This window comes from Kineococcus deserti, from assembly GCF_050871945.1.
GTDB lineage: Bacteria > Actinomycetota > Actinomycetes > Actinomycetales > Kineococcaceae > Kineococcus.
The window spans coordinates 42128-55571 of record NZ_JBJLSI010000013.1 but is presented as its reverse complement, the minus strand read 5'-3'; the positions used below and the strand labels follow the sequence as shown (position 1 = coordinate 55571).

General features: G+C 72.9%; 16 protein-coding genes. 12 read left to right on the top strand and 4 right to left on the bottom strand.

Annotated features, from left to right (window positions below; all coding sequences use genetic code 11):
• Window positions 1-14: 14 nt before the first annotated feature.
• Both hemB and ACRYR2_RS12230 read left to right on the top strand, forming a co-directional pair.
• Window positions 15-995 carry a porphobilinogen synthase gene (hemB, locus tag ACRYR2_RS12235; RefSeq protein ID WP_432563139.1) on the top strand — a complete coding sequence of 327 codons (981 nt, stop codon included), beginning with the start codon at window positions 15-17 and terminating at the stop codon, window positions 993-995.
• Window positions 996-1119: 124 nt separating this feature from the next.
• Entirely contained in the window at window positions 1120-2286 is a 1167-nt protein-coding gene (locus ACRYR2_RS12230) for an aldose epimerase family protein (protein WP_432563138.1), read from the top strand.
• A gap of 42 nt (window positions 2287-2328) precedes the next feature.
• Here the strand turns inward: ACRYR2_RS12230 and ACRYR2_RS12225 are convergent, their stop codons facing one another.
• The gene (locus ACRYR2_RS12225) at window positions 2329-3489 is read right to left on the bottom strand and encodes a metallophosphoesterase family protein (RefSeq protein WP_432563137.1); all 1161 of its coding nucleotides are present in this window, start codon (window positions 3487-3489) and stop codon (window positions 2329-2331) included.
• A gap of 109 nt (window positions 3490-3598) precedes the next feature.
• Here ACRYR2_RS12225 and ACRYR2_RS12220 point away from each other — a divergent pair, with 109 nt between their 5' ends.
• From ACRYR2_RS12220 to ACRYR2_RS12175, 10 genes are all read left to right on the top strand, one after another.
• Window positions 3599-4027: a helix-turn-helix transcriptional regulator gene (locus ACRYR2_RS12220; RefSeq protein WP_432563189.1), complete on the top strand. Its 429-nt coding sequence runs from the start codon at window positions 3599-3601 to the stop codon at window positions 4025-4027.
• Between the two features lie 20 nt (window positions 4028-4047).
• Window positions 4048-4476 carry a VOC family protein gene (locus ACRYR2_RS12215; protein ID WP_432563136.1) on the top strand — a complete coding sequence of 143 codons (429 nt, stop codon included), beginning with the start codon at window positions 4048-4050 and terminating at the stop codon, window positions 4474-4476.
• Window positions 4477-4606: 130 nt separating this feature from the next.
• Window positions 4607-5203, top strand: a complete 597-nt coding sequence (locus ACRYR2_RS12210) for a hypothetical protein (protein WP_432563135.1) — start codon at window positions 4607-4609, stop codon at window positions 5201-5203.
• 131 nt (window positions 5204-5334) lie between these two features.
• Window positions 5335-6681, top strand: coding sequence for a glutamate-1-semialdehyde 2,1-aminomutase (gene hemL / locus ACRYR2_RS12205; protein WP_432563134.1), 1347 nt, complete (start codon window positions 5335-5337; stop codon window positions 6679-6681).
• Window positions 6678-7325, top strand: a complete 648-nt coding sequence (locus ACRYR2_RS12200) for a histidine phosphatase family protein (protein WP_432563133.1) — start codon at window positions 6678-6680, stop codon at window positions 7323-7325. The genes hemL and ACRYR2_RS12200 overlap by 4 nt, the downstream gene beginning before the upstream one ends.
• A complete protein-coding gene (locus ACRYR2_RS12195) occupies window positions 7322-7927 on the top strand; it encodes a TlpA family protein disulfide reductase (RefSeq protein WP_432563132.1) in 606 nt (201 codons plus the stop codon). The genes ACRYR2_RS12200 and ACRYR2_RS12195 overlap by 4 nt, the downstream gene beginning before the upstream one ends.
• Window positions 7924-8667: a cytochrome c biogenesis CcdA family protein gene (locus ACRYR2_RS12190; RefSeq protein ID WP_432563131.1), complete on the top strand. Its 744-nt coding sequence runs from the start codon at window positions 7924-7926 to the stop codon at window positions 8665-8667. Before ACRYR2_RS12195 ends, ACRYR2_RS12190 begins: the two co-directional genes overlap by 4 nt.
• 42 nt (window positions 8668-8709) lie before the next feature.
• On the top strand, window positions 8710-10431 hold the full coding sequence (resB, locus tag ACRYR2_RS12185) for a cytochrome c biogenesis protein ResB (RefSeq protein ID WP_432563130.1): 1722 nt from the start codon (window positions 8710-8712) through the stop codon (window positions 10429-10431).
• Window positions 10428-11414 (top strand): c-type cytochrome biogenesis protein CcsB, encoded by a 987-nt coding sequence (ccsB, locus tag ACRYR2_RS12180; RefSeq protein ID WP_432563129.1) that lies wholly within the window; start codon window positions 10428-10430, stop codon window positions 11412-11414. Before resB ends, ccsB begins: the two co-directional genes overlap by 4 nt.
• 3 nt (window positions 11415-11417) lie before the next feature.
• Window positions 11418-11696, top strand: a complete 279-nt coding sequence (locus ACRYR2_RS12175) for a DUF4229 domain-containing protein (RefSeq protein WP_432563128.1) — start codon at window positions 11418-11420, stop codon at window positions 11694-11696.
• 192 nt (window positions 11697-11888) lie between these two features.
• Here the strand turns inward: ACRYR2_RS12175 and ACRYR2_RS12170 are convergent, their stop codons facing one another.
• Genes ACRYR2_RS12170 through ACRYR2_RS12160 form a run of 3 tightly spaced genes read right to left on the bottom strand, consistent with a single transcriptional unit; the run spans window position 11889 to window position 13431 of the window.
• Window positions 11889-12182: a hypothetical protein gene (locus tag ACRYR2_RS12170; RefSeq protein WP_432563127.1), complete on the bottom strand. Its 294-nt coding sequence runs from the start codon at window positions 12180-12182 to the stop codon at window positions 11889-11891.
• Window positions 12183-12207: 25 nt separating this feature from the next.
• Window positions 12208-13125 (bottom strand): 1,4-dihydroxy-2-naphthoate polyprenyltransferase, encoded by a 918-nt coding sequence (locus ACRYR2_RS12165; protein ID WP_432563126.1) that lies wholly within the window; start codon window positions 13123-13125, stop codon window positions 12208-12210.
• Window positions 13126-13182: 57 nt separating this feature from the next.
• Window positions 13183-13431, bottom strand: coding sequence for a PLD nuclease N-terminal domain-containing protein (locus ACRYR2_RS12160; protein WP_432563125.1), 249 nt, complete (start codon window positions 13429-13431; stop codon window positions 13183-13185).
• Between the last annotated feature and the right edge of the window lie 13 nt (window positions 13432-13444).

Genomic DNA, 13444 nt, shown 5'->3' with positions numbered 1-13444 from the left:
CGAAGGAGTTCCCCGTGGTGCAGTTGCCGATCCGCCCGCGTCGTCTGCGGTCCACCCCGGCCATGCGCCGGCTGGTGACGGACGTGCACCTGCGCCCGGGGGACCTCGTGCTGCCGGTGTTCGTCCGTGAGGGCATCACCGAACCGCAGCCCGTCCGGACGCTGCCGGGTGTCGTGCAGCACACCCGGTCCTCGCTGGTCCGGACGGCGAAGGAGGCCGTGGCGGCCGGGCTCGGCGGGATCATGCTGTTCGGGGTGCCCGAGGAGCTGGACGCCGTGGGCTCCGGCGCCGACGACCCCGACGGCATCCTCAACGTCGCGCTGAAGGACGTGCGCGACGCCGTGGGCGACGACATCGTCGTCATGGCCGACCTGTGCCTGGACGAGTTCACCGACCACGGCCACTGCGGCGTGCTGGACGCGCAGGGTCGCGTCGACAACGACGCCACCCTGGACCGGTACGCGTCGATGGCGCTGGCCCAGTCCACCGCCGGGGCGCACGTGCTGGGGCCCAGCGGGATGATGGACGGGCAGATCGCGTTCCTGCGCGAGGCGCTGGACTCGGGCGGTTTCGAGGACGTCTCGCTGTTCGCCTACGCCGTGAAGTACGCCAGTGGTTTCTACGGCCCGTTCCGCGAGGCCGTGAACTCCCAGCTCAAGGGCGACCGCCGCACCTACCAGCAGGACCCGGCCGCCAACGTCGCCGAGGCGCTGCGCGAGGTCCGCCTCGACCTCGACGAGGGCGCGGACATGGTCATGGTCAAACCCGGTCTGCCGTACCTGGACGTGCTGCGCGCGGTCGCCGACGTGGCCGACGTCCCCGTGGCCAGCTACCAGGTCTCCGGTGAGTACGCGATGGTCGAGTTCGCCGCGCAGGCCGGCGCGGTGGACCGCGAGCGGGTGGCGCTGGAGTCGCTGCTGGCGCTGCGCCGGGGTGGTGCGCAGATCGTGCTGAGCTACTGGGCGCTCGAGGCCGCGCGGGAGTGGCTGGGCTGAACGGCCGACGACCTCCCGCGTGAGCAGGCGCCGTTGACGGTTCCGCCACCCGGGCCTACGGTCCTCACGAGCCCCGCCAGTCACAGGGGCATCACGGAGCGATGGAGCTCAGGAGGAGCCACGGATGACCCTCAACCCCTCACGCAGGACCGTCGTGCTCGCCGCCACGGGAGCCGCCGCCCTCGTCGGTGCCGCCGCCGCACCTGCGGCAGCGCACCCGGCCGGCCCCGGGCTGGCCACCGAGGCCTGGGGAACCCTCGAGGACGGCACCGACGTCGAGCGCTGGACGCTGACCAACGGTGAGGTCACCGCCCGGATCCTCACCTACGGCGGGATCCTGCAGAGCCTGGAGTTCCCCGACCGCCGCGGCCGGGTGCAGAACGTCGTGCTCGGTTTCGCCGACCTCGAGGGCTACGTCGAGCACAACAACCCCGGTCCGTACTTCGGTGCGCTCATCGGCCGGTACGGCAACCGCATCGCCGAGGGCCGGTTCACCCTCGACGGCGTCGAGCACCAGCTGCCCATCAACAACGACCCCAACAGCCTGCACGGCGGCACCGACTCCTTCGACCGGAGGGTGTGGTCGGCCGCACCGGTCACGGGCGGCGAGGAGGTGGGGCTGAAGCTCGTGCTCGACAGCCCCGACGGGGACCAGGGGTACCCGGGGAACCTGCACGTCGAGGTCACCTACACCCTCGACCGGTGGGGGCGGCTGCGCCTGGACTACTTCGCCACGACCGACGCCGCAACCGTGGTGAACCTCACCAACCACAGCTACTGGAACCTGGCCGGGGAGGGGACCGGCAACGCCCTGGACCAGGAGTTGACCATCCACGCCAGCGGGTTCACCCCCGTCGACGAGACGCTCATCCCCACCGGGGAGATCGCGCCCGTGGCGGGCACCCCGATGGACTTCCGCTCCGCGACGAGGATCGAGGAGCGGATCCGCCAGCCCTACGAGCAGATCCTGTTCGGGCAGGGGTACGACCACAACTGGGTGCTGGACCGGGAGACCGACGACGAGCTCGAGGAGGCCGCCATCCTGCACGACCGCCGCAGCGGCCGCACCGTGCGGATCTCGACGACGGAACCCGGGTTGCAGTTCTACTCGGGCAACTTCCTCGACGCGACGCTCGTGGGCACCGGTGGCGGGACCTACCGCCAGGGCGACGGTGTGGCGCTGGAGACCCAGCACTTCCCCGACTCCCCGAACCAGCCGCAGTTCCCGTCCACGGTGCTGCGGCCCGGGCAGGAGTACCGCACGACGACGGTGTTCGCGCTGTCGCGGTGACGCGGGGTTCCGGTGGCGGGTGACCGCCACCGGAACACGGCGTCAGCGGCCGACGGGGGTGGGGTTCTCCAGCGGCTGCGGTGCAGGGGACAGGTCGATGCCGAAGTCGGAGGCGAACACCGTCCGGGTGGCCTTGAAGACGCCCCCGTGGTTCTCGTCCAGCTCGAACACCCGCGCGCCACGCATCCGGTGCACCTCCTCGCCCTCGAGGCCGTACGTCCCGAACCCGGTGCCGGGTCCGTAGCCGAGCTGGATGCCGAAGTAGTTCCCCACGTAGTCGTTGACGTGGTCGTGGCCGCAGAACATGCCCTTGACGTCGCCGCGTTCGAGGGCGGTGTGGAACAGACCGGGGTTGAACTGCGCGGTGTACTCCCGCTCGTTGCGCTCGCCGACGATGCCGTGCTTGGCGACGGCCGCCTCGTGCTCGGCCTCGGTCGACCCGGTGGGCGATCCGAACCACATGTGCCGGAACTCCCACAGCGGGATGTGGAAGAACATCAGGCCGGGCACGGGCTCGGCCGAACGGCCCTGCAGTTCCAGGGAGGTCCGCCGGTACCAGTCGACCTGGTCGGAGTGGATGGTCTCGTAGGTGTACTCCTCGACGGCCTGGCCGGCCACCGTCTCGGGGGAGTACCGGCCCGAGTCCAGCAGCCACACCGCGAACGCGGTGTCCCGCGAGGAGCACGAACGGATCCGCAGCACCTGGTTGGAGTCGCCGCTCACACCGTCGGCGGTCGCGCCGACGTACCAGCGGTACCCGCGCAGGAACTCGCGGATGCGCGGCTCGGTCATGCCGGTGACCTCGGCGGAGTCCTCGTCGTGGTTGCCGAACGTGATGGCCCAGGGGATGCCGCGTTCCTCCATCGGCAGCACGACGTTGTGGTAGGCCTGCTTCACCTCCTGCTCCGTGGTCATGTCGCCGTTCACGACGTCCCCGTTGACGACGACGAACCCCGGGTTCTCCGCCTCGAGCGTGCGCTCGACGAGTTCGACGGTGCGCACGTCGGTGCGGTGGTTGTCCTGGGTGTCGTTGAACTGCACGATCCGGAACGTGCCGTCGGCGGCGAACCGCAGCCGGTCGGAGCGCCGTGAGGCGGTGGCCGAGGCGGTGGCCGAGGCGGAGGTGCCGGCGGTGGCGGCGACGGTGCTGAGACCGAGGCCGGCGCCGAGCAGTAGGCGGCGGGAGGGTTGCGAGGAGGTCACGGTGCAACCCTGGTGAGTCCAGGTGACCTGTGCGTTGCCGGTGGCTGACGACCGGTGGCTGCGGAGGTGGCGGACGGGGGACGACCGGGGCCACACTCGAGGAGTGCCACTGTCGAGGGAGGACCTCGTGCGGTTGCGGCGGGTCCGCGACCGGATCGACCGGGACCACGCGCAGCCGCTGGACGTGGCCGTGCTCGCCCACCAGGCGCTGATGTCGCCGGGGCACTTCTCCCGCAGCTTCAAGACCGCCTTCGGCGAGACGCCCTACGACTACCTCATGACCCGCCGCATCGAGCGGGCCAAGGCGCTGCTGCGGCGCGGTGACGTGTCGGTCACGCAGGCCTGCTTCGCCGTCGGCTGCTCGTCGCTGGGGTCCTTCAGCGCCCGGTTCACCCGGCTGGTGGGGGAGACCCCCAGCGCCTACCGCGCCCGCGACCACTCCGCGGCCGCGGCCATCCCCAGCTGCGTGCTCGCGCGGATGGCACGCCCGAGTCGTCTTCGCGCGACGAGCAGGATCGGAGAAGCCCCGCGGGCCTGACCCGCCCTAGCGTCGTTCCCATGCTGACCGTCTCCCAGGTTCTCCTGACCGTCCACGACCACGACGCGGCGCTGAAGTTCTACCGCGACACGCTCGGCTTCGCGGTGACCCAGGACGTCTCCTACGAGGGCATGCGGTGGGTCACGGTGACCCCGCCCGACCAGCCCGAGGTCCACGTCGTCCTGGAGACGCCGCAGTCCTGGCCCGACGCCTCGCCCGCCGACCGCGAGGTCGCGGGCGACCTGCTGGCCAAGGGGCTGCTGTCCCGGCTGATCTTCACCACCGACGACGTCGACGCGCTGCACGACAAGCTGTCGGCCGCGGGTGTCGAGATCACGTCCGAGCCGGTGGACCAGCAGTACGGCGTGCGCGACTTCGGGGCGCGCGACCCCTCCGGCAACCAGCTGCGCTTCAACCAGCCGCTGGCGGACGCGCCGTCCTGGAGCTGACCCGGCCGGGGCCGGGGACGGGTGGGGCCGGTGACGCCGCGGTCTCCACAGCCCTCGCGGCGGGGCTCGCCGTCCACAGCGCCCTCCCGGCCCGTCCCGCGACCGGCGTGCCCGTCGCACCCTCGACGGCATGACGATCCAGACCCGCACCCCGGCACCCCCGCGGCCCTGCGACCCCTCCGCTCCCTGCGGCACCCGCGAGACGTTGCGGCAGTGCTGGGACCGTCTCGCCGCCGGCTCCCCGAGCCGCACGGCGGACTACCTCGACCTCGTCGAGCCGTTCGTGCTGAGCCGCCCGCGCAGCCAGGGCGACGTCGCCCGCTTCCGCGACCTGCCCTGGACGACGGCCGCCCGGTTGCTGTCGGTGCTCACCGGTCCGGAGCTGGCCGACCGGCAGAACGCCGCTCCCTCCCTGGGCGCGGTGCTCGTGGCGGCCGTCGGGCACCCGGCCGAGGTCGAGGTCCACGGGTACCTCGTCCCGCCGTGCCGGGACGACGAGCGGCTGACGGCCGAGGGCATCGTCGTCTACGACCACCCCGAGCTCGACGAGTTCCTGCTGGTCGAGTCCGACGAGCCGTGCGCCGCGACCGGTTGCGAGTGCGGCGCCTTCTGGGCGTCGGTGCAGGCCTCGTTCGGGCTGGCCGACGCCGAGTCGAGGCCGCAGGTGGTCAAGCCCCACGAGTGCCGGCGCACGGGCCGGCAGGGCTGGTACCTGTGGTGGACCTGACCGGCTGCTCGGCGGCGGCTGTCGAACAGGCCTGGGCCGGGACGTGAGGTCCGTCACGACCGACCTCCGACACGCGGTCGTAGACGCCCCTGGGGCGACCGCACCCCCCGGAGCTTGCGAGGATGGGGCACGTGACCGCGTCGACGCCTGCCCCGACGACCCCTCCCGCTCCCGCCTCCGCCGCGCTGTTCGAGCGCGCGAGCGCGGTGATCCCCGGCGGGGTGAACTCACCCGTGCGGGCCTTCCGCGCCGTGGGCGGCACCCCCCGCTTCATCGCCTCGGCCAGCGGGCCGTACCTGACCGACGCCGACGGACGCGAGTACGTCGACCTGCTGTGCTCCTGGGGGCCGATGATCCTCGGGCACGCCCACCCGGACGTGCTGGCGGCGGTGCAGGCCGCCGCGCTGGACGGCTTCTCCTTCGGGACGCCGACCGAGCGCGAGGTGCTGCTGGCCGAGGAGATCGTCGCGCGCGTCGAGCCGGTCGAGCAGGTCCGGCTGGTCAGCTCGGGCACCGAGGCGACCATGAGCGCGATCCGGCTGGCCCGCGGCTTCACCGGCCGTCCGGTCGTCGTGAAGTTCGCCGGGCACTACCACGGGCACGTCGACGCGCTGCTGGCCTCGGCCGGGTCGGGGCTGGCGACGTTCGCGCTGCCGGACACCCCGGGCGTGACCGGGACCGCCGCGGCCGACACGGTCGTCATCCCCTACAACGACCCCGAGGCGCTGGCGGAGGTGTTCCGCGCGCACGGCGACCGGATCGCCTGCGTCATCACCGAGGCCGCCGCCGGGAACATGGGCGTCGTGGCGCCGCAGCCGGGCTTCACCGCGCTGCTGCGCCGGCTGACCCGTGAGCACGGGGCCCTGCTGGTCTCCGACGAGGTGATGACGGGCTTCCGCGTCAGCGCGGCCGGCTGGTACGGCCACGAGGGGCTGGGCCTGGAGCACGCCCCCGACCTGCTGACCTTCGGCAAGGTCATGGGCGGCGGCTTCCCGGCCGCGGCCTTCGGCGGCCGGGCCGACGTCATGGCCCACCTGGCCCCGGCCGGCCCGGTCTACCAGGCCGGCACGCTGTCCGGGAACCCGGTGGCGACGGCCGCGGGGCTGGCCACGCTGCGCGGCTGCACCCCCGAGGTGTACGCCGCGGTCGAGGCCGGCGCCACGACGGTGCGCGAGGCGGCGAGCGCCGCGCTGGCCGCCGCGGGCGTCCCGCACGTGGTGAACACCGCCGGGTCGATGTTCAGCATCTTCTTCACCGAGCGCGACGCGGTCACCGACTACGACGAGGCGCGGCAGCAGGACCTCGGGGCGTTCCGGGCGTTCTTCCACTCGATGCTGGAGGCGGGCGTGCACCTGCCGCCGAGCGCGTTCGAGGCGTGGTTCCTGTCGGCCAGCCACGACGAGGCCGCGATCGGGCGGGTCCTCGAGGCGTTGCCGGCCGCGGCCCGTGCCGCGGCCGAAGGGGCGGGGTCGCTGTGAGCGGTGCGAGGACGACGGTCCACCTGGTCCGGCACGGCGAGGTCTGGAACCCCGAGCGCGTCCTGTACGGCCGGCTGCCCGGGTTCCGGCTGTCCGAGCGCGGTCAGGCCATGGCCGAGCGGCTCGGCACGTTCTTCGCCGACCACGACATCGCCTCGGTGACGGCCTCGCCGCTGCAGCGCGCCCAGGAGACCGCGACCCCGGTCGCCCGCACGCACGACCTGCCGCTCGGCACCGACGCCCGCCTCATCGAGGCCGGGAACAGCTTCGAGGGGCACCGGGTCACGCAGGGGTCGGGTTCGATCCGCGACCCGCGGGTGTGGCCGCGGTTGTGGAACCCGTTCCAGCCCAGCTGGGGCGAGCCGTACGAGCAGCAGGTCTCCCGGATGACCGCGGTGGTCCGCGACGTGCGCGACGCCTTCCCGGGGCGGGAGTCGGTGCTGGTCAGCCACCAGCTGCCGGTGTGGGTGACCCGGCTGCGCGCCGAGCGCCGCCCGCTGGTGCACGATCCGCGCCGGCGGCAGTGCGCCCTGGCCTCGGTGACGTCGCTGGAGTTCTCCGGCCGCACGCTCGTCTCGGTCGCCTACTCGGAGCCGGCCGGGGACCTGCTCATCGGCGCCGACCCGGTGGCGGGCGCGGTATGACGTTGTCGCGCAGGGCGTTCGGGGTCGCGGCGCTGTCGGGGCTGTCGGGGCTGGTCGTCGCCGGGTGCTCCGGCGGCGACGGGCTGCCCGCCGCGCAGGGGCAGAACTACATCGAGGGTGACAACACCGTCGTGCAGTGGAAGCCCGAGGAGCGTCGCGAGCCGCTGGAGTTCAGCGGGACCGCCCTGGACGGGACGGCGATCGACCTGTCGCAGTACCGCGGCAGGCTCGTCGTGCTGAACACGTGGTTCGCCGGGTGCGCGCCGTGCCGCACCGAGGCGCCCGACCTGCAGGCCGTGTGGCAGGAGTACTCGAGCCGGAACGTGCAGTTCCTGGGGATCAACACCTACGACACGGCGGCCATCGCCGAGGGTTTCCACCGCACGTTCGGCATCACCTACCCCTCGATCCTCGACGCGGACTCCGGGGCGGCGATGCTGGCGCTGCGCACCTACTCCCCGCAGGCGACGCCGACCACCTTCGTGCTGGACACCGAGGGCCGGGTGGCCGCCCGCGCCTCGGGGATCGTGGAGCCCTCGACCCTGTCGGGGATGCTCGACGACGCCGGCGCCGACCCGGCCCCTGCGAAGGCGCCCGCGTGAACCTCCCCGAGTACGTTCAGACCGGTCCGCTGCTGCTGGCGGTCCCGCTGGCCGCGCTGGCCGGGCTGGTCTCGTTCCTGTCCCCGTGCGTGCTGCCGCTGGTCCCGGGGTTCCTCGCCTACGTGACCGGGCTGAGCGGGGGAGACCTGGAGCGGCAGCGCCGCGGCCGGATGTTCCTCGGGTCGCTGCTGTTCGTGCTCGGCTTCTCGGTCGTCTTCGTGCTCATCAGCTTCGTCGCGGGCTCGGCCGGGGACTTCCTGCTGACCTACCAGGACGAGCTGCAGCGCGTCCTGGGCGTCGTCGTCGTGCTCGGCGGGCTGCTGCTGCTGTTCTCCCCGTTGTGGGCCCAGCGCGAGCTGAAGATCCGCTGGCGGCCCCGGGCCGGCCTGATCGGTGCGCCCGTGCTGGGGGCGTTGTTCGGCATCGGCTGGACCCCGTGCATCGGCCCGATCTTCGCCGCGATCGCGGCGATGGCCTTCACGACCGGCAGCGGGGACCGGGCCACCGGCCTGGGACTGGCCTACTGCCTGGGGCTGGGCGTCCCCTTCATCGTCGTCGCGGTCGCCTACGGCCGCGGCATGCGGGTCCTGGGGGCGCTGCGGCGTCACCGGGTGGCCCTGGACCGCTTCGGGGCGGTGCTGCTGCTGGTCATCGGTGTGCTGCTGGTCACCGGCCAGTTCCAGCACCTGGTGACCTGGATGCAGGTCCACCTCGTCAACGACTTCGTCCCGGCGATCTGAGCCGGTGGATCGAGCATGGTGGCATTGAGCAGGGTGATCTGAATGGCCAGGACCGACGAGACCCACCTCGACGACCTGCGCGACGAGTACCGCGACAGCGAGGCCCCGCGGCCGAGGAAGCGCAAGGAGCGCGAGCTCGCCTCGGAGCTGAAGCCGGGTGAGTTCCTGCGGTACTGCTGGCGGCAGCTGACCAGCATGCGCACGGCGCTGTTCCTGCTCATGCTGCTGGCCGTCGCCGCCGTGCCGGGCTCGACGTTCCCGCAGGAGAACAACGACCCGGCGGGCGTGGCCCAGTGGGAGCTGGACCACCCGACCGCCTACCCGTGGGTGGAACGGCTGCAGGGGTTCCACGTGTACTCCTCGGTCTGGTTCTCCGCGATCTACCTGCTGCTGTTCATCTCCCTCATCGGGTGCGTGCTGCCGCGGGTCTCGGTGCACTGGCGGTCGCTGCGGTCCACGCCGCCGCGCACCCCGTCCCGGCTGGACAGGCTGCCCGAGCACCGCAGCGCCACGCTGACCTCGACCCCGGAGGAGGTCCTCGACGCCGCGCGCACGGTGCTGGCCAGGCGGCGCTTCCGCGTCGCACGGCGCGAGGGGTCGGTCGCGGCCGAGAAGGGCCACCACCGCGAGAGCGGGAACCTGCTGTTCCACGTCTCGCTGGTGGGGCTGCTCCTCGCCATCGCCTCCAGTTCGCTGTTCTCCTACTCCGGTCAGCGGCTGGTCACCGTCGGCGGCACCATGGTCGGCACGACGTTCGACAGCTTCACCGGCGGAACCTGGACGACGGCCGACGACGTGCCGCCCTTCACGCTGACGCTGAACTCGATGGACGTCTCCTTCGAGGCCCAGCAGACCTCCCAGATCGGCGAGCCGCGCCGGTTCGCGGCCGACGTGACCCTCACCGACGAACCGGGGGAGGACTCGCGCGAGGAGACGATCCGGGTCAACCACCCCGCCAAGGTGGGGCACACCCAGATCTCGCTGTCCGGCAACGGCTACGCACCGGTGATCGTGGTGCGCGACGGGCAGGGCAACGTCGTGCAGGACGGCCCGACGGCCTTCCTGCCGCAGACGGCCAACTACGACTCCACGGGGGTCGTGAAGGTGCCCGACGCGGTCGACGCGGACGGCGAGGCCGTGCAGCTGGGCATCCGCGGCGTCTTCCTGCCGACGGCCACGACCGGCGCCGACGGCACCCCCGTCTCCGCGTTCCCGGACGTGGCCAACCCGCTGCTGGTCGCCAACGTCTGGACCGGTGACCTGGGCCTGGGCGACGGGCAGGCGCAGAACGTCTACACGCTGGACACCACGGACATGACCCAGGTCCTGGGCGACGACGGGCAGCCGGTCGCGCTGGCCATGACCCCCGGCCAGACGGTGCAGCTGCCCGACGGGCTCGGCTCGGTCGAGTTCGTCGGCGTGGAGCGCTTCGCCAGCTTCGACGTCCGCTACACCCCGGGGCAGAGCGCCGCGCTCGTCTTCTCCCTGCTGGCCACCTCCGGCCTGGTCCTGTCCCTGTTCCTGCCCCGCCGGCGGGTCTGGGTCAAGGCCGCGGCGCGGGGCACCGGGACCGGCGTGGAGGTCGGCGGCCTGGCCCGCGGCAACGACGCGGGGCTGGCCGAGGAGGTCGAGGGCGTCCTGCGCCGCCTGCGGGAGGCCCTCGGCGAGCCGGAGGAACCGGCGGACCAGCCGGACGGTTCGCCACCACACCCCCCGGTGGGGGACCATGAGCAGCCAGTGCACGCGCCCGAGGAGAGACCGTGACCGTCGACGAGAACCTCGCCAGCATCAGCAACGTCCTGCTGTACGGCGGGATGACCGCCTACCTGTTCTCCTTCATCTCCTACGCCGGCGACCTCGCCGAGGGCGGCAAGGAGATCAGGACGCGCGAGGAGCGCCGCCGTCAGGCCGCAGCGGGTGGGAGCGCCACGACCACCCTCGAGAAGCCCCTCACCGCGCGGCGCCGTCGCGCGGCCGCGGTCGGCACGTCGCTGTTCGTCCTGGCCACCCTGCTGCACCTGGGCTCGGTGGTCACCCGCGGTCTGTCGGTGCACCGCGTGCCGTGGGGCAACATGTTCGAGTTCGCCCTCACCGGCAGCCTCGTCGTGGCCGTCGGCTACCTGGTGGCCGCGCTGCGCGCGCACCGCGCCGGCCTGGGGGGCGGGCGCGACGCCCGGTACCTGGGGGTCTTCGTCGCCGGCCCGATCCTGGCCACGCTGGGCATCGCGCTGCGCAGCTTCTACGTCGAGGCCGCCCAGCTGGTCCCGGCGCTGGACAGCTACTGGCTGATCATCCACGTGTTCGTCGCGATCCTGGCCACCGCGCTGTCGACCCTCGGCTTCTCCGCCACGGTGCTGCAGCTGGTCCAGGAGAAGCGCGACCGGGTCAAGGCCGCCGGCCACAACCCCGGCGGGGTCTTCATGGACGCGCTGCCGGGGTCGGTGGAGCTGGAGCGGACCGCGTTCCGGCTCAACGCCGTCGCGTTCGTCATGTGGACGTTCACGCTCATCGCCGGTGCGGTCTGGGCGCAGGTGGCCTGGAACCGCTACTGGAACTGGGACTCCAAGGAGGTGTGGACGTTCGTCATCTGGGTCGTCTACGCCGCCTACCTGCACGCCCGCGCCACCCGCGGCTGGGACGGCCGGCGCGCGGCCTGGCTGTCCGTCCTCGGCTTCGCGTGCATGCTGTTCAACTACCTCGTGGTGAACATCTTCTTCCCCGGCCTGCACTCCTACGCGGGGGTCTGAGCCGTGGGCGTGACGCTGCGGTACACCGCGATGCGGCTGGGCATCTTCGTCGTCTGCCTGGTCCTGGCCGCCGCGCTGGGCGCCAGGACCTGGCTGGCGCTGCTCATCGCCGCCGTGGTCTCGGTGCTGCTGTCCCTCCTGCTGCTGCGCAAGCAGCGCGAGGCGATGGCGCTGGCGCTGCAGCAGCGCGTCGAGGCCCGCGTCGCGGCGCAGCAGCAGGGCACGGCGAGGAAGTCGCGCTTCGCCCGCGGCCTGGACGAGGACAACGCCGCCGAGGACTGAGCGCTCCGGTCCCACCCCCGCTCGGCGCAGCGGCAGGCTCCGCGCCGCGGAGTGCTTGATCACCGAAGTGCTTGATCACGGAAGGAGCGCGGCGAGCAACCCCTCGGTGATCAAGCACTCCGGGGGGACGGCGACGTCGCCGTTCCTGCCTCCGCCGAGGCCGCCGCCGAGGACCGGGCGTGGACCGGCGGGTCAGCGCAGCGGCACGCTCGGCAGCAGCTCGGGGCGCTCGCGGTCGAGCTGGTCGAGGTCGATGACCGGCGGCACGTCACCGGCGGAGTTCTCGGCCGCCTCCAGCAGGACCTCCAGCACCCGCCGCACCAGGACCGGCTCCTCGGCCTCGGTCGCCTGCACCCGCTCCAGCAGCGCCGAGTCGCTGACCACGACGTGCTCGGAGGAGCGGCCCGTCCCGCTCGTCAGGACCGCCCGGTAGCGGTGCGCACCGTCGGCGACCACGTCGATCTCACCCCTCGCCTCACCCGTCACGGGAGGCACTGTCCCGCGAGGTCGCTCAGAGCGCCAGCCCGAGCGCCAGCAGCGCCCCGGCCAGCAGCTCCAGCTGCCCGGTGTCCTTGAGCACACCGATCAGGTCGCGGCCGGTCGCCCCACCCAGGACGGTGCGCAGCGGCCGTTGCGCCAGCACCCCGGCCGGCAGCACCAGCAACGCCCACGGGTGCCACGGCGCGGTGGCCAGCGCGGCGACGAACGCGCCGACGACCAGGGCCGCGTACAGCGTGCGGGTGCGCGGGTCCCCGAGCCGGACGGCCAGGGTGCGCTTGCCGGCCTGCGTGTCGGTCGGGACGTCACGCAGGTTGTTCGCGACGAGGATCGCGCAGGCCAGGAACCCGACGCAGAAGGCGCCCGCGACGGCCGTGCCGTCGATGCGGCCGGCCTGCACGTAGGTGGTGCCCGTGACGGCGACGAGGCCGAAGAACACGAAGACGAAGACCTCGCCGAGACCCGAGTAGCCGTAGGGGCGCTTGCCGCCGGTGTAGTACCAGGCCGCGGCGACGCTGGCCGCGCCGACCAGCAGCAGCCACCAGGACCCCGAGATCGCGACGACCGCGAGCCCGGCGAGGCCGGCCACGGCGAAGCAGGCGAAGGCGGCGTCGCGCACGTGACGGGGTTCGGCGGCTCCGGAGCCGACGAGGCGGAAGGGGCCCACCCGGTCGTCGTCGGTGCCGCGGATGCCGTCGGAGTAGTCGTTGGCGTAGTTCACGCCGATCTGCAGGGCGAGGGAGACCACCAGGGCCAGCACCGCGGGGACCCAGGCGACGCCGTCGATCGCGGCGGCCGCTCCCGTGCCGACGAGCACGGGGGTGATCGCGGCGGGCAGCGTGCGCGGGCGGGCGGCCGAGACCCACTGCGCGAACGTGGCGCGGCGGTGCGTCACGGGGTGGGAGGGCAGGGGGAGCTCAGGGTCGGACACGAGCGTCCATCGTGCCAACCGCTCCTGTGGACCGGTTGCACGGGGTCACCACCTCCGTCACAGCCCACGCAGGAACTCCTCGTCGTCGTCCGGCCCGCGCGGTCCCGGGCGGGGCTGGGTCGGCAGCCCGACGGGCCGGCCGGCGATGAGGTAGGCCAGTCCGCCGGCGAGCGGGAAGAACAGCACCAGCAGCAGCCACGCCCACCGCGGCAGGCTCCGCAGGGCCCCCTCGGGTGCCTGCACGATGCTCACCAGGCAGTACACGGTGAACGCCAGGAGGAGCAGGGTCGGCAGGATCGTGCGCATGCCCCAGGATCGC

Excerpts from the sequence above, each read along its gene's own strand:
- ACRYR2_RS12230 (WP_432563138.1), top strand. The coding sequence starts at position 1,120 with ATGACCCTCAACCCCTCACGCAGGACCGTCGTGCTCGCCGCCACGGGA.
- ACRYR2_RS12215 (WP_432563136.1), top strand. The coding sequence starts at position 4,048 with ATGCTGACCGTCTCCCAGGTTCTCCTGACCGTCCACGACCACGACGCG.
- ACRYR2_RS12210 (WP_432563135.1), top strand. The coding sequence starts at position 4,607 with ATGACGATCCAGACCCGCACCCCGGCACCCCCGCGGCCCTGCGACCCC.
- ACRYR2_RS12195 (WP_432563132.1), top strand. The coding sequence starts at position 7,322 with ATGACGTTGTCGCGCAGGGCGTTCGGGGTCGCGGCGCTGTCGGGGCTG.
- resB (WP_432563130.1), top strand. The coding sequence starts at position 8,710 with ATGGCCAGGACCGACGAGACCCACCTCGACGACCTGCGCGACGAGTAC.
- ACRYR2_RS12160 (WP_432563125.1), bottom strand. The coding sequence starts at position 13,431 with ATGCGCACGATCCTGCCGACCCTGCTCCTCCTGGCGTTCACCGTGTAC.